Genomic DNA, 24099 nt, shown 5'->3' with positions numbered 1-24099 from the left:
CCGCCCGTCGGTAGGCTCGCGCGGTGCTCGCTCTCGCCTTCCCCGCCGCCGTGTTCGGCACCAACTGCTACGTGCTGGCGACCGGGCCGGGGCAGGAGTGCATCGTGGTCGACCCGGGGATCGGCGTCACGGACACCCTGGCCGAGGTGCTGCGCGAGCAGCGGCTGCGGCCCAGTGCCGTGCTCCTGACCCACGGGCACGTGGACCATGTGTACTCCGTGACCCCCGTGTGCGGCGGGGAGCTCGGGGCCTACATCCACCGCGAGGACCGTTACCGGCTCGAGGATCCCCTCCGATCCCTGGACGGGGGGCTGCTGGCGATGTTCGAGCAGCAGTTCGGCAGGGCAGCGACCTGGACCGAGCCGTCGCACATCGTCGAGGTCGACGGCGGCGCCAGCCTCGACCTGGCCGGCCTCACCCTTGAGGTGCTGCACGCACCGGGACACACCGAGGGCTCGGTGATGTTCGGGGTGGACGGGATCCCGGACGGCGTACCGGACGAAGCCGACTGCACGACGACGATGCTCACCGGCGACGTGCTCTTCGCCGGGTCGATCGGGCGCACCGACCTGCCCGGCGGGTCCTCCGAGGCGATGACGACGTCGCTGCGCGAGGTCGTGCTCCCGTTGTCCGATCAGACGCTGGTGCTGCCCGGGCACGGACCCGGCAGCACGATGGCGCGGGAGCGCGCCACCAACCCCTACTTGCAGAACCTCTAGACGAGAAGGACGTTCACGCACCCCATGGCGAGCAGAGTCACCCCCATCAGCGGCTTCCAGGAGTGGTTGCCGACACAGCGGATCGTCGAGCAGCACTTCCTCGACACCATCCGCGAGGTCTTCGAGCTGCACGGGTTCGCGTCGGTCAACACCCGCGCGCTGGAGCCGGTCGAGCGGCTGTCCGATCAGGGGGAGGACGCCGACAAGGAGATCTACGGCGTACGCCGGCTCGCGGGCGACGACGGCAGCACCCCCGCGCTCGGTCTGCACTTCGACCTCACGGTGCCGTTCGCGCGGTACGTGCTGGAGAACGGCGGCAAGCTGACCTTCCCGTTCCGCCGCTACCAGATCCAGCCGGCGTGGCGCGGTGAGCGGCCCCAGCGCGGCCGCTACCGCGAATTCATCCAGGCCGACATCGACATCGTGGAGGCCGACACGTTGCCCGGGCACTACGAGGTCGAGCTGCCGCTGGTGATCGCGGACGCGTTCTCCCGACTGCCGATCGGGCCGTACAAGATCCAGGTCAACAACCGCAAGATCTGTGAGGGGTTCTACCTCGGGCTGGGCATCGAGGACGTCGCGGGCACGCTGCGGACAGTGGACAAGCTGGACAAGATCGGTGCGGACGGCGTGCGCAAGGTCCTGCTGGCAGCCGGCCTCAGCGAGGAGCAGGCGGGCAGGTGCCTCGACCTCGCGGGCATCGCGACACCGGACAGCAGCTTCGTGGAGCAGGTGCGCGCGCTCGGCGTGGAGCACCCGTTGCTGGACGAGGGCCTGGCGCAGCTCGCGGCGGTCATGGACGCCGGCAACGAGCACGCACCGGGGGTGCTGTCCGCCGAGCTGAAGATCGCGCGCGGCCTGGACTACTACACCGGCACCGTCTACGAGACGGTCATCGAGGGCCACGAGGACTTCGGCTCCATCTGCTCCGGCGGCCGGTACGACGCCCTGGCCAGTGACGGCAAGCGCACCTACCCGGGTGTCGGCATCTCGATCGGGGTGTCCCGGCTGCTCGGGCTGCTGATCTCCGAGGGCGGGCTGACCGCGTCCCGCGAGACGCCCGCCGCCGTGCTCGTCGCGGTGACCGACGAGGAGTCCCGCTCGGACTCGATGCGGGTCGCGGCGGCGCTACGGGCCCGGGGGATCGCGACGCTGGTCGCTCCGAAGGCCGCTCGGTTCGGCAAGCAGATCCAGTTCGCCGACCGGCGGGGCATCCCGTTCGTGTGGTTCCCGGCGGAGGACGGCGACGAGGTGAAGGACATCCGCAGCGGTGAACAGGTGGCCGCCGACCGCGACACCTGGTCGCCGCCGGAGGCGGACCTTCGCCCGACGCTCGTCCTGCCCTGAGCCTTCGCTTTTGGACATGCACACCGGGTCATCTGTGACCCGCTGTGCATGTCCGAATTGCTGCTAGGGCAGTTCTTCCAGCTGCAGGTCGAGGGCGCGCAGCCGCAGCCGCGCGAGCGCCTCGATGGTCTCCGGGTCGCGGCGGCGCCACCCGTCGACGGGTTCGTCGCCGACGGTTGCGAGCTCGCGCGGTGTGGCCGACCGCAGGGCGTCGAACGCCAGCAGGTCCATCCCGCCGGGAGTGCGTGTCAGCGACCGGGCACGGGAGGCGCGCCGTACGTAGGGCAGGCGGACGAGCGCCCAGATCAACAGGCCGATCGCGATCGGGATGCCCGCCGTGAGAGAACCCAGCACCCGGCCGAGCGTCTCGATCGTGTCGCCGAGTTGGTGACCGGCGTTCGTCATCGAGCTGCCCGCGCCTTGCGCCTGCACGAAGGGCTCCTTGAGCTTGCCGCCGACCAGCGGCACCCCGTCGACGGCACGTGCGGCGTTGCCCATCTGGGTCCGTAGCCGTTCCCCGCCGGCCGACAGGTCCCGCGCGCCGCTCTTGGCGGCGACGGTGTGCCGGTAGACCGCCCACCCGGCGCGCGCCCAGGCGATCACCCAGATCGCCACCAGCGCGTCGAAGACGATCTGGCGGATCAACCGGTCCTGGCGGTCGGCGTACAGCTTCATGGGTTCCGTCGCAGTTTCTATGGTCGCGGTCGCCTCCGCCCTCGTCGATCGCGAGCTCAGCCTGCTGACGAACCTAGTGCGGGAACCGCTCAGGTTGCGGTGCCACCATCGCGGGCGTGGGGCGGTTGAAGACGGTGGCGGCATCGGTTGCCGCGGTGGTGTGCCTGGCGGCATGCTCCGCGCAGGCATCGGGTGCGGGCCACAGCCAGGCGTCCGATTCCCCGGCATCGAGCGCTATGGACGGGATCGGGACGCCGCTCGACAGCGCGCTCCCGGCGTCGATCCGCGACCTGCGGTTCACCGCAAGCGACGGTCGCACGGTGCGGTTGGCGGACTTCGCGGGCAAGACGGTCGCGATCTCCGACGTCATGACGCTGTGCCAGGAGACCTGCCCGGCCGACACCGCCACGCTGGTGCAGACGGCGCGGGCGGAGGACGCCGCCCGTCGCGGTGCCGGCGAGGAGTTCCTCTCGATCACCGTCGACCCACAGCGCGACACGGTCGCCCAGCTCGCGGCGTACCGGCGCCTCTTCACCCCGCCGCCCGCGAACTGGATGGCGCTCACCGGGTCGCCGTCGGCGGTGAACGCGCTGTGGAACTACCTGGGTGTCTGGCGCCAGAAGGTCGGCGACGATGCGGGGCCGACACCGCGCAACTGGCGCACGGGGCAACCGCTGACCTACGACGTGCAGCACTCCGACGAGGTGTTCTTCCTCGACCCGCGGGGGCGCGAGCGCTTCGTGCTGGAAGGTGCCCCGTACGCCACGAAGGGCTCCATCCCGCAGACCCTGCAGCACTTCATGGACGCCGAGGGGCGGCGCAACCTGTCCTCGGCTTCCGCGGAGGCGTGGACGCAGGCTCAGGCGCAGCGCGTGCTGTCGTGGGTGTCGGGCCGGTCGGCCGCCTGATGCACCGTCGTCCCCGCGCCCGGCGCGGCCTGCACCCATCGCGGCCGCGATGACCTTGAATGGTGCGTCGTGGCGGGTGGGATCGAACGGGCGGTGCGCGGGTGGCTGGACCACCTGCGGGTCGAGCGCGGGGTGTCCCAGCACACGCTGAGCGCGTACGACCGCGACCTGCGCCGGTATGTCGCCTACCTCGCTGCCCGCGGCATCACCGACCCCGCGGCGATCGCGGAGGCGGACGTGGCGGAATACTCCGCCACCCTGCGGGAGGGCACCACGGAGCATCCGCCGCTGGCCGCGTCGTCCGCGGCGCGCAACCTGGTGGCCGTGCGCGGCTTCCACCGGTTCCTCACCCTGGAAGGGGACACCATCGCCGACGCCGCCGCCGAGGTCACGCCCCCGCGTCCGCCGCGGCGGCTGCCCAAGGCCATCCCGCTGGACCAGGTCGAACGCCTGCTCGCGGCGGCCTCGGTGGGCGACACCCCTGCCTCGCTGCGCGACCGCGCACTGCTGGAGCTGCTGTACGGCGTGGGCGCCCGGGTGAGCGAGGCCACCGGACTGGACGTGGACGACCTGGAGTTGGACACCGATGCGGTGCGGGTCCTCGGCAAGGGCAGCAAGGAGCGGATCATCCCGCTGGGCGGCTACGCCAAGGACGCGCTCACGGCGTACCTGGTGCGGGGGCGTCCCGCGCTGGTCGCGACGGGGAAGGGCACCCCCGCGCTCTTCGTCGGGCAGCGCGGCACCCGGCTCTCGCGCCAGTCCGTGTGGAACATCGTGCAGGCCAGCGCCGAACGCGCTGACCTGAGCGGGCACATCAGCCCGCACACGCTGCGGCACTCCTTCGCCACGCACCTGCTCGAAGGCGGCGCCGACGTGCGGGTGGTGCAGGAGCTGCTCGGCCATGCCTCGGTGACGACGACGCAGATCTACACGATGGTCTCGGTGCAGCAGCTGCGGGAGGTGTTCGCCGCCGCCCACCCCCGCGCACGGTGACGACCGGCGACGGGCGGGCCCGGTGGGTGCGGCATGCGTTAGGTTGAACCGCGATCGGCGCGAGCCGTACGACGCCCTACCCGGAAGAGCACAGATCAGCCGTGAGTTCGACAGACAAGGTGGGCCCGACCGGCCGCCCCCTTCCGACCTTCCCGGCCCCGCGCCCGTTGTCCGCGCACGGGCCGGCCCGCATCATCGCCATGTGCAACCAGAAGGGCGGGGTCGGCAAGACCACCTCGACCATCAACCTCGGCGCCGCCCTGGCCGAGTACGGCCGCAAGGTGCTCCTGGTCGACTTCGACCCGCAGGGCGCGCTCAGCGTGGGCCTGGGCGTGCGTGCCAACGAGTTGGACGTGACCGTCTACAACCTGCTGGTCGAGCGTGGTCACGACGTGCACGACGTCATCCAGCAGACGACCACCCCCGGCCTGGACGTGCTACCGGCCAACATCGACCTGTCCGCCGCCGAGGTGCAGCTGGTCGGTGAGGTGGCCCGCGAGATGGTGCTCTCCCGCGTGCTGCGACCCGTCGCCGACGAGTACGACGTGATCCTGATCGACTGCCAGCCGTCGCTCGGCCTGCTGACCGTCAACGCGCTGACCGCGTCGCACGGAGTCCTCATCCCGTTGGAGTGCGAATTCTTCGCGATGCGCGGGGTCGCCCTGCTGATCGAGACCATCGACAAGGTCACCGACCGGCTCAATCCCAGCCTGCGCCTGGATGGCATCCTCGCCACGATGTACGACGGGCGCACCCTGCACAGCCGCGACGTGGTGCGCTCCGTGGTCGACCACTTCGGCGAGGACGTGCTGCACACGGCGATCAACCGCACTGTGAAGTTCCCCGACGCGAGCCTGGCCGCCGAGCCCATCACCAGGTACGCCTCCGGTCACGGCGCCGCTGAGGCCTACCGGCAGCTGGCCCGCGAGCTCATCTCTCGCGGCGCCGCCGCGTGACGTGACCGGCGCCGACGCGACCGGACCTGCTGGGCCCACTGGGCCCGTTGCCCCTCCCGAGCGCCCTCCGTCCGTCGCTCCCGAGCGGAACGGCCAGCCGCAAGCTCCGGGCGGTGTCCTCACTCGGCGGAGCGCGAGCACGCCGTTCGAGGTGCACCTCGACGTCTTCTCGGGCCCGTTCGACCTGTTGCTGGGGCTCATCTCCAAGCATCAGCTGGACGTCACCGAGATCGCGCTGGCCCAGGTCACCGATGAGTTCGTGGCCCACATCCGGGCAGTGCGCGAGGACGGCGCGGCGGAGTGGGACCTGGACCAGGCCTCGGAGTTCCTGCTCATCGCGGCGACCCTGCTGGACCTCAAGGCGTCGCGGCTGCTGCCCGGCGGCACAGCCGAGGACGAGGAGGACCTCGCGCTGATCGAGGCACGCGACCTGCTCTTCGCGCGGTTGCTGCAGTACCGCGCGTTCAAGGACGTCGCGGCGTTCTTCGCCGACCGAATGGCCACCGCTGGGCGGATCACGGCCCGGCAGGCGGGGCTGGAGGAGCGCTTCGCAGCGCTGCTGCCGGAGCTGGTGATGGGCGTGGGACCCGAGCAGCTGGCACGTATCGCGGCGCGCGCGATGACGCCGCGTCCCGAGCCCACGGTCGGCCTCACCCACCTGCACGCGCCCACCGTGAACGTGCGTGAGCAGGCGGTCATCGTGTCGGCGATGCTCCGAGAACGGCATACGCTCGGGTTTGCTGAACTGGTCGCCGACGCGGACTCGACCCTCGTGATCGTGGCGCGGTTCCTGGCCCTGCTGGAGCTGTTCAAGGAAGCGGCCGTCGCGTTCGACCAGCCCGAGTCACTGGGCGAGCTGCGGGTGCGCTGGACGGGCGCCGGCGAGGTGGACGTGAGTGACGAATTCGACGAACCGACCGGAGAGGGCGACGAGCACGATGAGTGAGCAGGAGCCCGAGATCGCCACACCCGACGTCCGAGAGCCCGACGTCCCGGACGCCGAGGCGCAGCTGGAGCTGGACCTGGGCGAGCTGCCGGGTGGCATGGCCGGCGCCGTCGAGGCGGTTCTCATGGTCGTGGACCAGCCGCTGACCGAGGACGAACTGGCCGACGGACTGCACCTCCCCGTGGAGGAGATCCGCGAGGTGCTGCAGCGGCTGGAGTCCGGCTACGCCGCGCAGAGCCGCGGTTTCACCCTCCGCTGCATCAACGGCGGCTGGCGTGTCTACAGCCGCGCCGACTATGCGCCGGTGGTCGAGCGCTTCCTGATGGGCGGCCAGCAGGCCAAGCTCACGCAGGCGTCGTTGGAGACCCTGGCCGTCATCGCCTATCGTCAGCCGATCTCCCGTTCGCGCGTCAGCGCCGTACGCGGGGTCAACGTCGACGGAGTCGTGCGCACCCTGCTCACCCGCGGACTGATCGCCCAGATCGGCGAGTCGGAGGAGGGCGGCGCCGGTCTCTACGGCACGACGCCCTATTTCTTGCAGCGACTCGGGCTCACCTCCCTGGAGGAGTTGCCCGCCCTCGCGCCGTACCTCCCCGACGCCGACGTCATCGAAGAACTGATCCAAGAAGGACATGCATGAGCACCCCACGAAGTTTCTCCCCCGCTGCGCTCCGCCGAATACTTCGCGAGGACCCCGCATGAGCACCCCACGAAGTTTCTCCCCCGCTGCGCTCCGCCGAATACTTCGCGAGGACCCCGCATGAGCACCCCACGAAGTTTCTCCCCCGCTGCGCTCCGCCGAATACTTCGCGAGGACCCCGCATGAGCACCCCACGAAGTTCCTCCTCCGATGCCGGCAAGGGCAGTGGAAAGGGCGCCGGCAAGGGCGGCGGATCGTCGCGTCGCAAGGGCCGTCCCTCACCCGGCCGCACCGCCAAGCGACCCGCCCGGCAGGTCACGCCGCCGCGCGAGAAGCCGAAGACCCCCGTCGATCAACACGTTCCGAGCGGTGAACGCCTGCAGAAGGTGCTGGCCACCGCGGGCGTCGGCAGCCGCCGGGTCTGCGAGGAGCTGATCGCCGCCGGCCGGGTCGAGGTCGACGGACACCGGGTCACCGAGCTCGGCATCCGGGTCGACCCGGACCGCCAGATCATCCACGTGGACGGCGAGCGGGTGCAGCTGGACTCCAGCAAGGTCTACCTGGCGTTCAACAAGCCCACCGGCGTCATCTCCACGATGAACGACGAGCTCGGTCGACCCTCGGTCGGGGAGTACCTCGAGGGGCGCAAGGAGCGGCTCTTCCACGTCGGGCGCCTCGACGTCGACACCGAGGGGCTGCTGCTGCTGACCAACGACGGTGAGCTCGCCAACCGACTGCAGCACCCGTCGTACGGCGTGACCAAGACCTACGTCGCGGTCGTGCCCGGCCCCGTACCGCGCGCGCTCGGCCGCCAGCTGCGCGAGGGCGTGGAGCTCGAGGACGGCATGGTCAAGGTCGACTCCTTCCGGGTCGTGGACTCCCGGCCGGGCTGGGCGATGGTCGAGGTCGTGCTGCACGAGGGCCGCAACCACATCGTGCGTCGCCTGCTAGAGGAAGCCGGGCACCCGGTCGAGTCCCTGGTGCGCACCGACGTCGGTCCGGTGCAGCTCGGCGAGCTGCGCCCGGGCAAGCTGCGTCCTCTCTCGAGCCGGGAGATCGCCGGGCTCTACAAGGCAGCCGGGTTGTGAGCTCGCCCGTCCACGTCGTGGGCGCGGGGCTGATCGGGACGTCGCTCGGCCTCGCGTTGTCACGCGAGGGGGTCGAGGTGACCCTGTACGACCCGTCCCCGACGGCGCTCGCGTTGGCGGCCGATCTCGGCGCCGGCGCGGCGCGCGAGCCCGACGACCCCGCCGTCGTCGTGGTGGCGGCGCCGCCGGACGTCGCGGCAACCGTCGTCCTCGACGCACTCGTCCGGTGGCCGCGCGCCATCGTGACGGACGTCGCGTCGGTGAAGTCGACGGTGCTGGCGCAGGTGCGCGCGTCGGCCGCCGCGTCCGACCTGGGCCGCTACGTCGGCTCGCACCCGATGGCGGGGCGCGAGCGCTCCGGCGCGGTCGCCGCGCAGGCCGATCTCTTCGAGGGCCGCACCTGGGTGGTGTGCCCCCACGAGGGCAGCGAGGCCGGGGCAGCGGACCGGGTGAGCCAACTCGCCCGGTCGACCGGGGCCGCGGTCGTGACGATGGGCGCGGACGCTCACGACCGGGCCGTGGCGTACGTCTCGCACCTGCCGCAGGTCGCGGCGAGCCTGGTCGCCGGCCGGCTGCGCGAGCTGCCGGACGAGGCAGTCGCCCTGGCAGGGCAGGGAATTCGCGACGTCACACGGATCGCCGCGAGCGACCCGCTGCTGTGGACCCAGATTCTCGCGGGCAACGCCGAGGTGCTCGCACCCGTCCTGCGCGATGTCGCGCAGGATCTCGACGCGGTCGCCGGCGCCTTGGCGTCGATCGCCGCGCAGGACGGCGACGGCGCGCGCGGCGTGGTCGCCCGGGCCATCGGGGACGGCCAGCTGGGGCACGCCCGGATCCCGGGCAAGCACGGTGCCGCGCCGACGGCGTACGCCACCGTCGTCGTCCTCGTCCCGGACGAGCCGGGCGCGCTCGGCCGGCTGTTCCAGGACGTGGGAGACGCGGGCGTCAACCTGGAGGACCTGCGCCTCGAACACGGTGTGGGCGCCCCGCTCGGCATCGCGGAACTGTCGGTGCTGCCGTCGGCCGTGGATCGGTTGATGACGCAGCTGGGAAACAGAGGCTGGAAGGTCCACGAATGAGCTTGGCTGAAGACGGTCTGCTGATCGTCGCGATCGACGGCCCGTCCGGGACGGGCAAGTCGAGCGTCTCCAAGGCGGTCGCCACGGCTCTGGGGATCGGTTACCTGGACACGGGGGCGATGTACCGGGCGCTGACCTGGTGGTGTGTGGATCGTGGCATCGACCTGCACGACCGGTCGGCGGTCGCGCGTGAGGCGCAGACGTTCCCGCTCGCGATGGGCACCGATCCTGCCGCGCCGACCGTGCAGGTGGGCGACCTCGATATCGCGGCCGCGATCCGTACGCCGTCCGTGTCGTCCGCCGTCTCCGACGTCGCCACCAACCTGGGCGTGCGCGAGCAGCTGATCCGGCGGCAGCGCGAGCTGATGGCGCGAGTGGCGGCTGAGACCGGCGGCGTGGTCGCCGAGGGGCGTGACATCACGACCGTCGTGGCGCCGGACGCCACGGTGCGGATCCTGATGACCGCGAGCGAGGAGGCCCGGATCGCGCGGCGCGCGGGCGAGCTGGCCTCGACCGCGGCAGCGACGAGGGCCCAGGTGGTCGATCGCGATCAGCGGGACTCGGCGGTGGCCTCGTTCATGACGGCCGCGGACGGCGTCGTGACCGTCGACACCTCGCACCTGGACTTCGACGGCTCGGTCAAGGCGGTGCTGGCCGTCGTGGATGAAGGACGGGGCCGTGACTGAGCTACGGGCAGCGCCCCTGGCGAACGCCGGCCGCCTCTTCGGCGCCGCGCTGGTGCGGGTCGTCTACAGCGCGAGCGCCGTGCATGCGGGGCGGATGCCCCGGACCGGTTCGGTGATCGTGGTCTCCAACCACACCGGCTTCCTGGACGGACCGGTCATCTTCTGCCTGTCGCCCCGGACCGTGCGGTTCCTGGTCAAGCACACCTACTTCACCTCCGCGTGGGGAGCGGTGCTGAGCCGCACCGGTCAGATCCCGATCCGGCAGAACACCGGTGACCGGGTGGCGCTGGCCGCCGCGAAGGATCTGCTCGGCCAGGGCGGCGCGCTCGGGGTCTTCCCCGAGGGCACCCGCGGCTCGGGGTCCGTGCGCGACGCGCAGCAGGGCGCGGCATGGCTGGCGCTGCAGTCGGGAGCACCCGTCATACCGGTGGCGACCCTCGGCACCTGGCGTGCGGGAGGCACGAAGGACTCCTGGCCGCTGCCGCGGGCCCGGGTGCGGGTGGTCTTCGGGGAGCCGTTCCATGTCGAGACAGACCCGGACGTCACCGGCCGCGAACGACTGCGGCTCGCCACCGCGCTGATCCGCGAGCGGCTCGCGACCCATGTGCTGGAGTCGCTGGCCGAGACGGGGATGACCCTGCCGGTGGGGGAGCGGGACGCCGCCTGATCACGTGTGCGCCGGGCATCCCTTTCCGGCTGAGACAATGGTGTCCATGACCGACGACGCACGTGCCCTGCCCGACAGCGACCTCCCCGACGACGACACGTCGGTGGAGCGTGCGCTGCGTGTCGGGTTGGACGATTTCGACCTCAGCGACGAGGACCGTGCGCTGCTCAGTGGAGCAGGGGCCGGACGCGACGGTGACGAGGCCGCTGAGGCGCGTCCGGTGGTCGCCGTCGTCGGGCGTCCCAACGTCGGCAAGTCCACGCTGGTCAACCGGATCCTGGGGCGCCGTGAGGCCGTCGTCGAGGACGTCCCCGGGGTGACCCGGGACCGGGTCGCGTACGACGCGGAGTGGACCGGTCGTGACTTCACCCTCGTCGACACCGGCGGCTGGGAGGTCGACGCCACCGGTATCCACCTGCGGGTCGCCGAGCAGGCCGAGGTGGCCGTGGAGCTCGCCGACGCGGTGCTCTTCGTGGTCGACGCGACCGTGGGCGCCACCGACACCGACGAGGCCGTGGTGAAGCTGCTGCGCAAGTCGGGCAAGCCGGTCGTCCTCATCGCCAACAAGGTCGACGACAACCGCACCGAGGCGGACGCGGCGATGCTGTGGTCGCTCGGGCTGGGTCAGCCCTACCCCGTCTCGGCGATGCACGGCCGCGGCACCGGTGACGCTCTGGATGCCGTCCTCGCGGTACTGCCGGACGAGAGCAACGTCAACGGCGCCTACCCGCGCGGCGGGCCTCGGCGCATCGCGCTCGTCGGCCGACCGAACGTGGGCAAGTCCTCGCTGCTCAACAAGCTCGCGGGGGAGGAGCGCGTCGTCGTCGATGACGTCGCGGGCACGACGCGCGATCCCGTCGACGAGATGATCGAACTCGGCGGCAAGGTATGGCGATTCGTAGACACCGCGGGCATCCGCCGGCGGGTGCACCAGACCCGCGGGGCCGACTTCTACTCCTCGCTGCGCACTCAGACGGCCATCGAGAAGGCCGAGGTGGCGGTCGTCCTGATCGACGCCGAGGAGTCCATCGCCGAGCAGGACATCCGCGTCGTGCAGCAGATCGTCGACGCCGGCCGCGCGTTGGTCGTCGCGTACAACAAGTGGGACCTGCTGGACGAGGAGCGCCGCTACTACCTGGAGCGCGAGATCGAGCGCGAGCTGGTGCAGATCACCTGGGCGCCGCGGGTCAACATCTCGGCGATGACCGGCCGGCACACCGACCGGCTGGTCCCCGCCCTGGAGACCGCTCTGGCGTCCTGGGACTACCGCGTGCCGACCGGCCGCCTCAACGCCTTCCTCGGCGAGGTGGCCTCGAGCCATCCGCACCCGGTCCGCAGCGGCAAGCAGCCGCGAATCCTCTTCGCGACGCAGGCATCCACGCGTCCGCCGCGGTTCGTGGTCTTCGCCAGCGGCTTCATCGAGGCCGGCTACCGACGCTTCCTCGAACGACGCCTGCGCGAGGAGTTCGGCTTCGAGGGCACCCCGATCGAGCTGTCGGTGCGGGTGCGGGAGAAGCGCAAGCGCTGAACCTGGCTCCCGCTGCGGTCGATTGGGCCGCAGCGAGGCCGGTGGGATATCGTTTCGCTCGCCCTCCGGGGCAACGGTTCGACAATTTCACAACGGGATGTGGCGCAGCTTGGTAGCGCACTTGACTGGGGGTCAAGGGGTCGCAGGTTCAAATCCTGTCATCCCGACAGATCGGCTCTGGCCTGCTCGCGCGGGCCAGAGCCGTTGTCACGTCATGTCGCGTGGGGAGTGGCGGGGCGGGTCGATGGAGAAATTGAGGCTCAGCCGGGGTCCGGCGGCCGGCTTCTGCCGGGGGACGCTGTGCCGGTAGTCCCGCTGCGTGCGTCCGCCCATCACGACCAGATCGCCACCGTGGGTGAGGATGGTCCTCGACTTCCCGCCGTCCTCCGGTCGGATGAGGAACCGGCGACTCGCGCCCAGGCTGAGGACCGGGATCACGGCTTCGGCCTGCTGATCGGCAGGCCGGTCGGCATGCCAGCCGGTGCCGTCGTTGTGGTCGCGGTACCAGTTCATCCACAAGCGCGTGAACGACCGCCCGTAGTGGACGGTCAGTGCCGCCGCGAGGTAGTGCAGCACCGGATGCGGTGCCTGGGCGATGACCGGGTACTCGGCCGTGAGGCGGGGCTCGGTGACCTCACGTGTGTACATCCACCGCGAGCGCTGCTCCCAGTCGGCTTCGGCCATCAGCATGTCCATCAGGGCCTGATCGCCCACGAGCCAGCCGTGCACGTGGTCGACCCAGGATGTGTCGTCGAGCTGGATGCGTTCGACAGTGGCGAAGGTGTGGTCGACGGCCACCCGAAGGCCGCCGGTGAGTTGCAGGTCGGTGGTCACGTCCACGTCGGCACCCGGGGGCGTCGGGAGATCGAACAGCGCGTCGTCGGCCACGTCATGCTCCTTCACCGGGGCGGTCCACCTGTCCTGATGATGGTCCCCACCACCGACAGGAGAGTTCGATGGATGCCCGCATGAGCTGCTACTCGACCAGGGCCTGGGTGCCCAGCACGATCGCGAGCTGGAGCAACTCGGCGTCCTGTGTGCCGGGCTCGGCCGTGTAGACCATCACCCGTAGGTCGTCGCCTGCGACGACGAGGGTGTCGCACGTGAGCGCGATGCGGCCGACGGCGGGGTGCTCGATGACCTTGTCGCGCGACTGTGCCGGGGGTGCGGGCGCGGGGGCGGCATCCCACAGCTCGACGAACCGGGGGCTGGCGGCACGCAGCCGACTGACGAGCCGTCGTACCCCGGCGTCGGCCGGGTATCGCGTCGCCGTCATCCGTAGATCGGCGACCAACCGCGCGACCTGTGCCTCGTGCTGCACGGCCGTCTGCACGGTGCGCGATGCGCTGCCCATGACGTTGCGCCACACCCCGTTGCGTTCGTCGCCGCGCAGGACGGAGGTCTCACCCATCAGGGCGTCGTACGCCGCATTGGCGACCAGCAGGTTCCATGCTGCGTCGTACACGACCAGCGGCACGCCCTCGAGCCGGTCCAGGAGGCGTTGCACGCTGGCGGTGATGCGGGTCGGAACGAGGCCCGGGCCCGGCGCGGAGAGCCCCGTGAGGTGGAAGAGCAGCTCCCGCTCGGCGTCGGCCAGCCGTAGGCTGCGGGCGAGCGCCTCGACGACCTGCGGGGACGGCGAGGTGGCGCGAACCTGTTCCAGACGGGTGAGGTAGTCGACCGAGATGCCGGCGAGCCCGGCCAACTCCTCACGACGCAGGCCCGCCGCCCGTCGGTGACCACCCCGTCGCAGGCCGACGTCCTCGGGACCGACCCGCTCGCGCCATCCTCGCACCGCACGGCCGAACTGCGACTGCTGCACGTTCCCCATGGTGACCCATCGAAGTACAGGTGTCCTGGCCCTGTCAGTCCTACGAAGACCGGACGACTGCCTGGCGCACTCGTCACAGGCAAGCATGGGCGCATGACCACCACATTGATCACCGGGGCCAACAAGGGCCTCGGCAAGGAGACCGCTCGTCTGCTCGTCGAGGCGGGGCACACCGTCTGGCTGGGCTCGCGCGACGAGACCCGGGGAACCGCCGCGGCAGAGGAGGTGGGCGGCCGGTTCGTGCAGCTCGACGTCACCGACGACCGATCCGTCTCAGCCGCGATGGCGACCATCGCCGGTTCGGGGACCGGACTCGATGTGGTCGTCAACAATGCCGGTATCGCCAAGCGTGTGGCGGGTGCGAGCCAGGCGGAGGCACTCGACGGACCCAGCGTCCTGGAGGTCTTCGACACCAACGCCGTCGGTGTCGTCCGTGTCACCGAGGCCGCTCTCCCTCTGCTCGCGACGTCGACGAACCCCGTGATCGTGAACGTCTCCAGCGCGTTGGGTTCGTTCTGGGCAACGCACGAGCCGTCCCGGCCGGCCTCCCACTTCGTCTCCGTCGTCTACGGCGCGAGCAAGGCCGCGGTCTCGATGCTCACCGTGCAGTACGCCCGCGCGCACCCCGGCATCAAGGTCAACGCCGTGGAGCCCGGCATCACCGCCACCGAGCTCGGCGGGGGTGACCCGGGCAGCCACCCCGGACGACCTGCCGCCGAGAGCGCGCGCGTGGTGGCCGAACTGGCGAGCATGGGGTCCGACGGCCCGACCGGCACCTTCTACGAGGACGCGGGCGAACTCCGGTGGTGACGTGGCGGTCGTAGCGAGTCGCATGCTGCCATCTCGGTGGCGCGACCGTCACGCGCGGATCGGCGGCCACCGACGACGGCGCCACTCCACCCACGTCGCGCATCCCTGCGGTGGGGTCCGACGGGTTCAGTGCCGTCCAGCTCGCCCTGCGTCGGGGTCTCTAAGGCGTCGGGGTCGGCCCACCGGGTCAGCTCCTGTCGCGATATCCGCCAGGTCGTGTGGGGCGCGTCCGACTGCCGCCGATCGAGTCGCTTGAACTGCTCGTCCTGCGGCAGTGCGAGGTAGACCAGCTCGACGGTCACGCCCCGGTCCGCCCCGGCGCGCCGCAGCGCGGAGCGCCCGTCCCTCGATCACGTCCTGCGCCGACGGCGGATTGTCCTGGCCGTAGAGGGCTTGACCCATTCGTCCTTGGTGAGGCGCAGGGCCCCGCGTTCCACCTCGATGCGCCGCGCGGCGGTGGTCTTCCCGGTGCCCGGAAGCCCCACGGTCAGGAACAGGGTCGGCGGCCGTCTCATCGCCACCTCGGTCCATGCCGACGACCGCGACCGCCCGCACCGGCAACGAGACGGCGGTCATCCTGCACCCGCTGGGTCAATGCAGGTGTGGGCGGTAGATGAGCTCCTGGGTGCGGCCGTCGAACGTCGTGCTCTGCACCAGCTCCAGGTCGAAGTCGGCCGCGCCGCCGAAGATGGGATCGGTGCCGGTAACACCGGTGATGACAGGGAAGACCGACACGTGCACCAAGTCGACCAGGCCGGCTGCCATCAACGCCCTGTTGAGCGACAGGCTGCCGTGCGACCGCAGGGGGATGTCCGACCGCTTCTTGAGCTCGGTGATGGAGGCGACCGCATCCCCGGACAGGACGGTGGCGTCCGGCCAGTCGAAGGGTCCCTTCAGCGTGGAGGACACGACGGTCGTGGGCAGATCGCGCATCCGGGCGACCCATGGATCGAGGATCCCCGACTCCTCGGTCGGTGCGCTGAGCATCTGCATGAACTGCTGGAAAGTATTGGCTCCGAACACCATTCGCTGATTCTCGCCGTACAGGGCGAGGCGACGGTCCAAGAACTCAGGGCCCTGCTTGCCCCAGTAACCTCCCCAGTCGCCGGGCGGGCCGTAGGAGCCGTAGCCGTCCAGGCTCATGTAGATGTCGAAGGTGTAGGTCGCGGTCATGAGCTGCTCCCTCGTACTGGGTCGACGGGTGCGAGTCGGTGCCGCTTCGGAACTTATCGCCGGGGAGGCCCGCCCGGTACCCAGATCGCGGCATCGTGGGCGAAGACCACCCGGCGCGGGTCGAAAGCGAGCAGGGTGTCGACCCATTCGGGCGCGACGGGCAGGGGCGGCGCATGACCGAGGTCGGCGCCGCTTCGGGCCAACGCGTCCTCGCTCCACAACGACGCCGTCTCGTGCGACTGGCCGGCCAGCACGATCGAGCCGTCGTCGCACTCGACGATCACGGACTGATGGCCGGCGACGTGACCCGGCGTCGGGACGACGTGCACGCCGGGCAGGATCTCGGCGCGCCCGTCGAGCACCTCGTACCGCACGCCGGGATGGTCGATGAGTTCGCCGACCGTGTAGTCGCCGCCGCGCGCCGTGTCCAGCTCGGTGCGTTGGGTGAAGACGGGGAGACCGGCCAGCCCCGGGTTGCCGCCGCAGTGGTCGAAGTGCAGGTGGCAGTTCACGACGAACTGCACCTCGTCGACGTCGACCCCGGCATCACGCATCGCCTGGGGGAGCGGCGCCCGCTGCGGGCGGTACCACGCCTCAGTCTCCTCGTCGGCGGCACCGATCCCCGTGTCGAGCAGGAGCAGCCCGTCGGTGTGCGGCACCGCGTACCCGTAGACGGCTTCGATCTTCGGCGACCCGGTCCCCGTCTCTTCGGGCGGCCGCACGAAGCTGCCGAGGAAGACCCGTCGTACGTCGTCGATCCTCATCGCCCGATGTCGCCCACCCACCGCTGCGCGTAGGACAGGTAGGTGCGGCCGATCCGCGCGGATGCCTCGGCGTCGTCGACGCTGCCGCGGGTCCAGTCGCGGATGGTGTCCTCCCAGATGCTGCGCCCGATCGCGAACCCCACGAACGCGTCGACCTGCGCCGCGACGTCCAGCCAGTGCTCGAGCCGCTCGGGCGGCGCATCCCGGCCGAGCACGATGAGGTCGGCGTCGTGACCTCCGGCGCGAGCCTGCGCGGCCACCGCACGGGCCGCGTCGACCGTCTCCAGGCCCTCGACCTTCCACAGCGTCGGCGCGACACCTGCCTGCTGGTTGTCGGCGATGACCCGCGTCACGAGTTCGGGTCGGATGTCACGGTCGTAGCGGTCCGCATCACCGTCGACCGATGCTTTCTGCTCGTCGGTGGCGGGCACGAGCAGCTCGTAGAGGAACGCCACGCGCGCGTCCGCGAGCGCTCCACTGACCTCGGCCAGCGCGTCGAGCTGGCGTGAGCGGTCGGAGGCGTCGAACGACGGGTTGTCCCGCACGAGCACCTTGGCGTACGCCGGGCCGACCTCGCGGACGTGGTCCAGCCACTTGTCGCCGTACTCGAGCGTGAACCAGTCGTGCCCGCTCGCCTCGATCGGGATCGCCAGGACCACTCCGTCGGCCGGCGCGGCACCGACCACCGCCGCGCCGTACTGCTCGTCGACGAGCACCCCGACTCGCCCGGCCGTCACCTGCGAACGCACATCGCGCAGCCCGGCGTAGATGATCTGCTTCGCCCGCCGCATCCCCTGCGCCTGCTCGTCGGTCGGCGATTCGTGCTCGACGCCGAAGAGACTGGACCCGAACGAGCCGCGATGGTCCATGGCCAGGATGAGGAGCGGGTCGTCATGGGTCGGAGCCGGGGTTACGGGGACGGTCACGGTGCACTCCCTTGTCGGTGGACGGGGCATGACCATCCTGCTCCCCGCATCGGTCTCCTAGTCCCGAATCGGGGTGGAGGTGCGCCGGGCATCGACCAGGTACGACGCGAGCGGCGCGATGACGAACGCGGTGGCCAGCAGCGTGATCGCCAGGACGTTGGGGCTCCCGCCCGACGATGTGAGGAGACTCTTGAAGTCGAAGGAGACCAGCAGGAAGAGGGAGAACACGATCGCCACGACTGGCACGACCGTGCCGAGCAGCCGGCCCGTGCGGATCGAGGCCCACCGCTCCTTCCTGCTCCGCGCGAACCGGATGACCACCACCGGGACGATGAGGAACTGCACGAAGCGGGCGATCACGGCGAGCCCGGTCAGATTGGCGGTGTCGTAGCCCAGCGACAGCGGGAAGGCGATCGCCAGGACCGCGGTGATGCCGAAGGCGAGCAGTGGCACGCCGTAGCCGCGCTTGCGGGCGACCGCCGCCGGCAGGAGGCCGTCCTCGGCCAGTGCCGTGAAGAGCCGCGGCGAGCTGAACGACGAGGCGATGTTGATCCCGAACAACGACACGAGGGCGCCGATCACGACGAGGGTGTGCATCGTGTCGTTGGAGATCGCGGCGGCGAGCTTCACGGTGTCGGAGGAGTTCGCGATCTTGTCCGGCGCCAGGAGCATCCCCGAAGTGATCGCGAGCAGGTAGGCCACCGCGACGATCACCATGGACGTCGGTACTGCGCGGGGCAGCGTCCGATCCGGCTGCTCCATCTCCTCGGCGGCGTTCGCGATCGACTCGAAACCGGTGAAGGCGTACAGCGCGGCGATGACCGCGAGCACGACGCTGGCGAACTCATCGGTGCCCACGTCGACGAAGCCGAAGACGGAGTAGGTGCTCGGTCCGCCGTACACCTTGCTGCTGCCCGCCAGGTGGTAGTTGTTGCGGCCCGTCGCGAGCACCGTGACGACGGCGGCGACGATGAAGACGACGAGGGCCAGGACCTTGCCGACGGTCGAGATGCCGTTGGCCCACGCGATGACCCGGTTGCCAAAGTAGTTGATGGCCAGCAGCAGCAGGATGAAGAGCACGAAGGTGAGCGTCTTCACACTGAGGAAGCCGGTCTCCTTCGACCATCTCTTGTCCGGGAAGACCACCTGCAGGAAGGTCGTTACCGCGAACGACGCGAGCGTCCCCCACGCGATGGCCGCGGTGAACGCGTGGGTGACGCCGACGTAGATGGCGGACCTGCGACCGATGCCGACCATCGTGTACGCGTACGCCGCGCCGTTGGTGCGGACGTAGCGCGCCGCCGTCGCGAACACGAGGGCCAGGACCAGCGCGAACACCGCTGCGATCACATACGCCAGAGGCGCCAGGGTGCCCGCGTCGGCGATCACGGCTCCGGGGGTCAGGAAGATCCCGGCGCCGATCACGGCGTTCACTCCGAGGAGTACGACGCTCCAATAGCCGAGCGGTCGGCGGAGAAGGTCGGCTCGTTGCTCGCTCAATGCCCGCACATCCCTTATCGATTCGGAAAGCAATACTTATATCCGAACCAATGGCGGCACTGGGAGGTGCCCGCGTACCGAGATGACGGGCTCGGCTGCCGCCGGGCATCGCTCGGGCGTCGGCCGGGACCACCCCGGCCTTGCCCGCTCAGTGCTGTGGCGCGGCGCGGTCAGGCGATCAGCTTGTGCAACGCGAAGCGCGCGATCGGCAGGTAGGCGGCGAGCACCGGCCAGGCACTGCGCGCCTCGAGCCAGGTGCTGCAACCGGTCGGCGCGGCGTCGACGCCGTGCGCCAGATGCATCCGGATGGGCCCGACACGCGCGGTCCACACCCACCGCATGCCCGCTTCGTCGAAGGAATCCACGACGAACGCGACGCGCACTCCCAGCGGACCGAGGACCGTCCCCGTCGCCCCCGTGCTCAACCGTTCGACGTCCGTCTCGACGCCGCGAATCTGCGGCGACCAGGTCGACCAGAGTTCGGGTCGGGCATACCGCTCCCAGGCCTGCGCCGCCGTCGCCGGTCCGGTCGCACTCAGACGGGCCGTGCCCATCGCGGGGTTTCGCATGGCCTCACCATCGCACTCGGCTGCGACACCGGTCCCGGCGCGCGTCGTCAAGGCCCGCTCGGTGCCCTCCCGACCGCCGGATCAGGTAACCGAGCGCTGCAAGGGCCCGCTCGGTGCCCTCCCGACCGCCGGATCAGGTAACCGAGCGCTGCAAGGGCCCGCTCGGTGCCCTCCCGGCTGGCGGGTCAGGAGATGCCGGCCGCCCGTTCCAGGTTGCCCAGTTCGTCGTCCAGGTGGCGCAGCAGCCATTGCAGGTGTGGCACGGTGCGGCGGCATCCGGTCAGTCCGAACTCCATGCTGCCCGCGTAGCTGGCGCAGGTGATGTTGAGCGCCATGCCCTGCATCGGGATGGACAACGGGTAGCTGCCGACCAGCTTGGCGCCGCCCAGGTAGTGGGTCTCCCTGGCACCCGGGACGTTGCTGATGATGAGGTTGAACGGCGGGCGCACCACGCCCTGCAGCCCGAACCAGGGCAGCAGCATCGCCGGCGTCATCCCGACCGCGCTCATCGCGACGATCTGGTTGGCGGTCATCTGCGACAGCGCCTGCTTGCCGTCCTGCATGCCGGCGTGGATCTGCGCCAGACGCTGCGCCGGCTCGGCGACATCGGTCGCCAGTCGGGCCATCATGGTCCCGATGGCGTTGCCGCCCTCGGAGGAGGCCGACTGGGAGTTCTTGGCGTTCAGGCCGACCGGCACCATCGCCACCAGCGACGTGTCCGGGAGTTCCCCCAGGTCCTCCAGGTAGCCGCGCACGGCGCCGCCGCACATGGCGAGCACCACGTCGTTCACCGTCGTCCCCGATGCCTTGGAGATCGCCACCAACCGCTCCAACGGCCAGCTCTGCGCGGCGAACCGGCGCGACCCGGTGATGGTGGTGTTGAAGATCGTCTTGGGTGCACGCATCGACACCGGGGACGTCTCGTCGCGTGCGCCGCGGGTGAGGGTCCTCGCCAGCGCGCCGGGCATCCCGGCAGCGTCACCCGCCAGTCCCCGTACGGTGCGCAGCAGCTGGGTGGCGACGTCGCCGCTCTCCTCCTGCTTCGCGGGGCGTTCGCGACGCGGACGGGCGGCCCACATGGGCACGATCTCGGGGTCGTTCGGATCGGTGCTGAGGGTGTTCATGAGCAGCCTGCTCGCGGCGATGCCGTCGACGAGCGAGTGGTGCAGCTTGACGTAGATCGCGAAGCGGCCGTCCCGCAGCCCCTCGATGACGTGGGCCTCCCAGAGGGGACGGTCGCGCGCCAGCGGAGTCCCGTGCAGTCGCGAGCACAGCTCGAGCAGCTCGCGCACCCGCCCGGGCTTGGGCAGAGCGCTGTGTCGCACGTGGTGCTCGACGTCGAACTGCGCGTCCGGCTCCCACATCCACTGACCCGCCGTGCGCCACGAGCGGGTCGGCCGCTTCAGGAAGAGCGGGTTGATGTCCTCGACGGCGATCAACTGCTCATAGACCCGGCGGGCGTAGTCGCGCGGCGCCCCCGGCGGCTTCTCGAACAGCTGCAGGCTTCCGACGTGCATCGGCATCGCGCGGCTCTCCGACAGGAGGAACGCCAACGACGTGGGATCGATGAGACTGGGCGTCATCGGCGACCTTTCAAGGAGTGTGATGCAGATCATTGCGCACGCGATGTCGGCGGGCACCGGCAGGATGGGTGCATGACCTCGTCGATCCTGTGGTTCCGCCGCGACCTGCGACTGCACGACCACCCGGCACTCAACGCCGCCGTCGAGCAGGCCGGTGCGTCGGGAGTGGTTCCCCTGTTCGTGATCGAGCCCGCGCTGTGGGACGCAGCCGGCGATTCCCGTCGCCGATGGCTCGCCACGACATTGCGATCGCTGGACGCCGAGTGCAACGGCCGGCTGACCGTACGCCGCGGTGACCCGGCGAAGGTGGTGGCGCAGGTCGCCCGCGAGCAGCACGCCGACACCGTGCACGTCTCCCGTGAGACCACCCCGTACGGGCGGCGGCGCGACGAACGGGTCACTGCCGCCCTCGGCGACGACATCTCCCTCGCCGAGACGGGCACGCCGTACGCCGTCGGGCCCGGCGTCATCACCAACGGCAGCGGCTCGCCGTACAAGGTCTTCACCGCCTTCTCGCGTGCCTGGCAGGACCAGGGCTGGCCGGCTCCGGCGGAGCGCCCGTCCCGGATCCACTGGGTCGACGGCGACTCCAGCGACGACGCGCACGAACTGATCGCCGACGCCGCCGAGGGAGACCTCGACTTCGCGGTGGGGGAGGACGCGGCGCACCAGCGGTGGGAGGACTTCCTCGACGGCCCGGTCGACCACTACGGCACCGACCGCGACCGCCCCGCGAAGGACGGCACCTCCCGCCTGTCGCCCTACCTGAAGCTCGGTGTGCTGCACCCGCGCACGCTGCTGGCCGACCTGGCCCATAAACGCTCCGACGGTGCGCAGACCTACCGCACCGAGATCGCCTGGCGCGAGTTCTACGCCGACGTGCTCTGGCACCAGCCGCGCTCCTCGTGGCACGACCTGCGCGACCAGCTGTCAGGCATGAAGTACGACGAGCCCAAGGACGCGATCGAGGCCTGGAAGGCGGGGAAGACCGGCTATCCGATCGTCGACGCGGGGATGCGCCAACTGCTGCAGACCGGATGGATGCACAACCGGTTGCGGATGATCACGGCGAGCTTCCTCACCAAGGACCTGCACGTGTGGTGGCCGGTGGGCGCTCGGCACTTCCTGGACCACCTGGTCGACGGCGACGTCGCGTCCAACAACCACGGCTGGCAGTGGGTGGCGGGCACCGGCACCGACGCGTCGCCGTACTTCCGGGTCTTCAACCCGGTCACCCAGGGGCAGAAGTTCGACCCGGACGGCGCCTACGTGCGCCGCTGGGTGCCGGAGTTGCGCCACTTGCAGGGCAAGGCGACCCACGAGCCGTGGACCGTCGACGACGGGTACGCCGAGGGCTACCCCGAGCGCATCGTCGATCACGCCGACGAGCGCAAGGAGGCCCTGCGCCGCTACGAGTCCGCACGCTGACCGCGATCGATCGCCGCCCGGTGCGGGTTGTCCGGTGGACACGGTCGCGTCGGGCAGGATGACCCCCATGAATCGCAGCATCGTGGTCGTCGGCATGGGATATGTCGGCCTGTCCAACGCCGTGCTCCTCGCGCAGCACAACGACGTCCTGGGCGTCGACCTTGACGTGTCCAAGATCGAGCACCTGCAAACCGGCATCAGCCCGATCAGCGACCCCGAGCTGGAGGACTTCCTGACCCGTCCGGACCTGCGGCTGACGTTCGCCACCGACGCAACACCTGCGTACGTCGACGCCGATTTCGTGGTCGTCGCGACCCCGACCGACTACGACCCGCAGACCAACTACTTCAACACCTCCAGCGTGGAGGGCGTCATCCGCGACGTGCTCGACGCCGGGAGCAGCGCGACGATCGTGATCAAGTCGACGATCCCGGTGGGCTGCGTGCATGCGCTGCGCGAGCAGTTCGGCACGGAGGCGATCCTGCACTCTCCGGAGTTCCTGCGGGAGGGTCGCGCTCTCTACGACAACCTGCATCCGTCGCGGATCATCGTGGGCGCGCAGACACAGGAGGCCAAGGAGTTCGGCGAGCTGCTTCTGGAGGGCGCGGACTCCGGCGGGTCCGGCGGCGAGATCGCGGTGCTGCTGACCTCCAGCAAGGAGGCCGAGTCGATCAAGCTCTTCTCCAACACCTTCCTGGCGATGCGGGTCGCCTACTTCAACGAGTTGGACACCTTCGCGATCACCCACGGCGTCGACAGCCGGCAGATCATCGAGGGCGTCAGCCTCGACCCGCGCATCGGCAACCACTACAACAACCCGTCCTTCGGGTACGGGGGCTACTGCCTGCCCAAGGACACCAAGCAGCTGCTCGCCAACTACCGGGACGTCCCCCAGAAGCTGGTGGAGGCCATCGTCGGGGCCAACACGACCCGCAAGGACTTCATCGCCTCTGACATCCTGCGCCGTAACCCCTCCGTGGTCGGCATCCACCGGCTCATCATGAAGGCCGGTTCGGACAACTTCCGGGCCAGCAGCGTGCAGGGGATCATGAAGCGCATCAAGGCCACGGGCGTCGAGGTGATCGTCTACGAGCCGGAGCTTGCGGGCGACACCTTCTTCGGCTCCCGCATCGTGCGCGACCTGCAGGAGTTCATCGACACCGCGGACGTCGTCGTGGCCAACCGGCGCACCTCCGAACTGCAGTCAGCGGGGGCGAAGGTCTACACGCGCGACCTGTTCGGCGAGGACTGAGCAAGGCTGCTCCTATGGCGACACTTCGCGG

At 70.4% G+C, this 24099-nt stretch carries 25 protein-coding genes and 1 tRNA gene; 16 read left to right on the top strand and 10 right to left on the bottom strand.

The window, feature by feature from the left end; all coding sequences use genetic code 11:
• Positions 1-23 precede the first annotated feature (23 nt).
• Together LVQ62_RS13125 and hisS are read left to right on the top strand one after the other, a co-directional pair.
• Positions 24-719, top strand: coding sequence for an MBL fold metallo-hydrolase (locus LVQ62_RS13125; RefSeq protein ID WP_233762213.1), 696 nt, complete (start codon positions 24-26; stop codon positions 717-719).
• Between the two features lie 24 nt (positions 720-743).
• On the top strand, positions 744-2066 hold the full coding sequence (gene hisS / locus LVQ62_RS13120) for a histidine--tRNA ligase (RefSeq protein ID WP_233762211.1): 1323 nt from the start codon (positions 744-746) through the stop codon (positions 2064-2066).
• A gap of 63 nt (positions 2067-2129) precedes the next feature.
• Here hisS and LVQ62_RS13115 read toward each other — a convergent pair whose 3' ends face one another.
• A complete protein-coding gene (locus tag LVQ62_RS13115; RefSeq protein WP_233762209.1) occupies positions 2130-2741 on the bottom strand; it encodes a hypothetical protein in 612 nt (203 codons plus the stop codon).
• A 116-nt stretch (positions 2742-2857) separates the two neighbouring features.
• Here LVQ62_RS13115 and LVQ62_RS13110 point away from each other — a divergent pair, with 116 nt between their 5' ends.
• The 11 genes from LVQ62_RS13110 to LVQ62_RS13060 all read left to right on the top strand — a co-directional run bounded on the left by LVQ62_RS13110 (position 2858) and on the right by LVQ62_RS13060 (position 12399).
• Positions 2858-3649: an SCO family protein gene (locus LVQ62_RS13110; protein ID WP_233762207.1), complete on the top strand. Its 792-nt coding sequence runs from the start codon at positions 2858-2860 to the stop codon at positions 3647-3649.
• A gap of 69 nt (positions 3650-3718) precedes the next feature.
• A complete protein-coding gene (xerD, locus tag LVQ62_RS13105; protein WP_233762205.1) occupies positions 3719-4642 on the top strand; it encodes a site-specific tyrosine recombinase XerD in 924 nt (307 codons plus the stop codon).
• A 101-nt stretch (positions 4643-4743) separates the two neighbouring features.
• Positions 4744-5598, top strand: coding sequence for a ParA family protein (locus LVQ62_RS13100; protein WP_233762203.1), 855 nt, complete (start codon positions 4744-4746; stop codon positions 5596-5598).
• Position 5599: 1 nt separating this feature from the next.
• A complete protein-coding gene (locus tag LVQ62_RS13095) occupies positions 5600-6544 on the top strand; it encodes a ScpA family protein (RefSeq protein WP_370639624.1) in 945 nt (314 codons plus the stop codon).
• Positions 6537-7184 (top strand): SMC-Scp complex subunit ScpB, encoded by a 648-nt coding sequence (gene scpB / locus LVQ62_RS13090; protein ID WP_233762199.1) that lies wholly within the window; start codon positions 6537-6539, stop codon positions 7182-7184. Before LVQ62_RS13095 ends, scpB begins: the two co-directional genes overlap by 8 nt.
• Positions 7185-7366: 182 nt before the next feature.
• A complete protein-coding gene (locus LVQ62_RS13085; protein ID WP_233762197.1) occupies positions 7367-8272 on the top strand; it encodes a pseudouridine synthase in 906 nt (301 codons plus the stop codon).
• Positions 8269-9351, top strand: a complete 1083-nt coding sequence (locus LVQ62_RS13080; protein ID WP_233762195.1) for a prephenate dehydrogenase — start codon at positions 8269-8271, stop codon at positions 9349-9351. Before LVQ62_RS13085 ends, LVQ62_RS13080 begins: the two co-directional genes overlap by 4 nt.
• Positions 9348-10037: a (d)CMP kinase gene (gene cmk / locus LVQ62_RS13075; protein WP_208051828.1), complete on the top strand. Its 690-nt coding sequence runs from the start codon at positions 9348-9350 to the stop codon at positions 10035-10037. Before LVQ62_RS13080 ends, cmk begins: the two co-directional genes overlap by 4 nt.
• Positions 10030-10704 carry a 1-acyl-sn-glycerol-3-phosphate acyltransferase gene (locus LVQ62_RS13070; RefSeq protein ID WP_208051829.1) on the top strand — a complete coding sequence of 225 codons (675 nt, stop codon included), beginning with the start codon at positions 10030-10032 and terminating at the stop codon, positions 10702-10704. The genes cmk and LVQ62_RS13070 overlap by 8 nt, the downstream gene beginning before the upstream one ends.
• Positions 10705-10750: 46 nt before the next feature.
• The gene (gene der, locus LVQ62_RS13065) at positions 10751-12232 is read left to right on the top strand and encodes a ribosome biogenesis GTPase Der (RefSeq protein ID WP_208051830.1); all 1482 of its coding nucleotides are present in this window, start codon (positions 10751-10753) and stop codon (positions 12230-12232) included.
• 93 nt (positions 12233-12325) lie between these two features.
• Positions 12326-12399: transfer RNA gene (locus LVQ62_RS13060), tRNA-Pro, on the top strand.
• Between the two features lie 40 nt (positions 12400-12439).
• Here LVQ62_RS13060 and LVQ62_RS13055 read toward each other — a convergent pair.
• Both LVQ62_RS13055 and LVQ62_RS13050 read right to left on the bottom strand, forming a co-directional pair.
• Entirely contained in the window at positions 12440-13120 is a 681-nt protein-coding gene (locus LVQ62_RS13055; protein ID WP_208051831.1) for an alpha-ketoglutarate-dependent dioxygenase AlkB, read from the bottom strand.
• A gap of 88 nt (positions 13121-13208) precedes the next feature.
• On the bottom strand, positions 13209-14063 hold the full coding sequence (locus LVQ62_RS13050) for a helix-turn-helix transcriptional regulator (RefSeq protein WP_370639623.1): 855 nt from the start codon (positions 14061-14063) through the stop codon (positions 13209-13211).
• A 93-nt stretch (positions 14064-14156) separates the two neighbouring features.
• On the opposite strand from LVQ62_RS13050, the gene LVQ62_RS13045 reads away from it, so the two are divergent.
• The gene (locus LVQ62_RS13045; RefSeq protein WP_233762191.1) at positions 14157-14873 is read left to right on the top strand and encodes an SDR family NAD(P)-dependent oxidoreductase; all 717 of its coding nucleotides are present in this window, start codon (positions 14157-14159) and stop codon (positions 14871-14873) included.
• A 350-nt stretch (positions 14874-15223) separates the two neighbouring features.
• Here the strand turns inward: LVQ62_RS13045 and LVQ62_RS13040 are convergent, their stop codons facing one another.
• The 7 genes from LVQ62_RS13040 to LVQ62_RS13010 all read right to left on the bottom strand — a co-directional run bounded on the left by LVQ62_RS13040 (position 15224) and on the right by LVQ62_RS13010 (position 21388).
• Entirely contained in the window at positions 15224-15388 is a 165-nt protein-coding gene (locus LVQ62_RS13040) for an AAA family ATPase (RefSeq protein WP_233762189.1), read from the bottom strand.
• 76 nt (positions 15389-15464) lie between these two features.
• Entirely contained in the window at positions 15465-16046 is a 582-nt protein-coding gene (locus tag LVQ62_RS13035) for a dihydrofolate reductase family protein (protein WP_208051834.1), read from the bottom strand.
• Positions 16047-16099: 53 nt separating this feature from the next.
• Positions 16100-16810: an MBL fold metallo-hydrolase gene (locus LVQ62_RS13030; RefSeq protein ID WP_233762187.1), complete on the bottom strand. Its 711-nt coding sequence runs from the start codon at positions 16808-16810 to the stop codon at positions 16100-16102.
• Positions 16807-17736, bottom strand: a complete 930-nt coding sequence (locus LVQ62_RS13025; protein WP_233762185.1) for a 2-deoxy-5-keto-D-gluconate 6-phosphate aldolase domain-containing protein — start codon at positions 17734-17736, stop codon at positions 16807-16809. The genes LVQ62_RS13030 and LVQ62_RS13025 overlap by 4 nt, the downstream gene beginning before the upstream one ends.
• 57 nt (positions 17737-17793) lie before the next feature.
• Complete coding sequence (locus LVQ62_RS13020; protein ID WP_233762179.1) at positions 17794-19236, bottom strand: APC family permease; 1443 nt, start codon at positions 19234-19236, stop codon at positions 17794-17796.
• A 170-nt stretch (positions 19237-19406) separates the two neighbouring features.
• On the bottom strand, positions 19407-19805 hold the full coding sequence (locus LVQ62_RS13015) for an SRPBCC family protein (RefSeq protein ID WP_233762177.1): 399 nt from the start codon (positions 19803-19805) through the stop codon (positions 19407-19409).
• Between the two features lie 185 nt (positions 19806-19990).
• A complete protein-coding gene (locus tag LVQ62_RS13010) occupies positions 19991-21388 on the bottom strand; it encodes a wax ester/triacylglycerol synthase family O-acyltransferase (protein WP_233762175.1) in 1398 nt (465 codons plus the stop codon).
• 72 nt (positions 21389-21460) lie between these two features.
• Here LVQ62_RS13010 and LVQ62_RS13005 point away from each other — a divergent pair, with 72 nt between their 5' ends.
• Both LVQ62_RS13005 and LVQ62_RS13000 read left to right on the top strand, forming a co-directional pair.
• Positions 21461-22816 (top strand): deoxyribodipyrimidine photo-lyase, encoded by a 1356-nt coding sequence (locus LVQ62_RS13005; RefSeq protein WP_233762173.1) that lies wholly within the window; start codon positions 21461-21463, stop codon positions 22814-22816.
• A 67-nt stretch (positions 22817-22883) separates the two neighbouring features.
• On the top strand, positions 22884-24068 hold the full coding sequence (locus tag LVQ62_RS13000; protein ID WP_233762171.1) for a nucleotide sugar dehydrogenase: 1185 nt from the start codon (positions 22884-22886) through the stop codon (positions 24066-24068).
• Positions 24069-24099: the final 31 nt, after the last annotated feature.

This window comes from Allobranchiibius sp. GilTou73 (assembly GCF_021391335.1).
Lineage (GTDB): Bacteria > Actinomycetota > Actinomycetes > Actinomycetales > Dermatophilaceae > Allobranchiibius > Allobranchiibius huperziae.
This window is presented reverse-complemented; position numbering and strand designations above follow the sequence as displayed.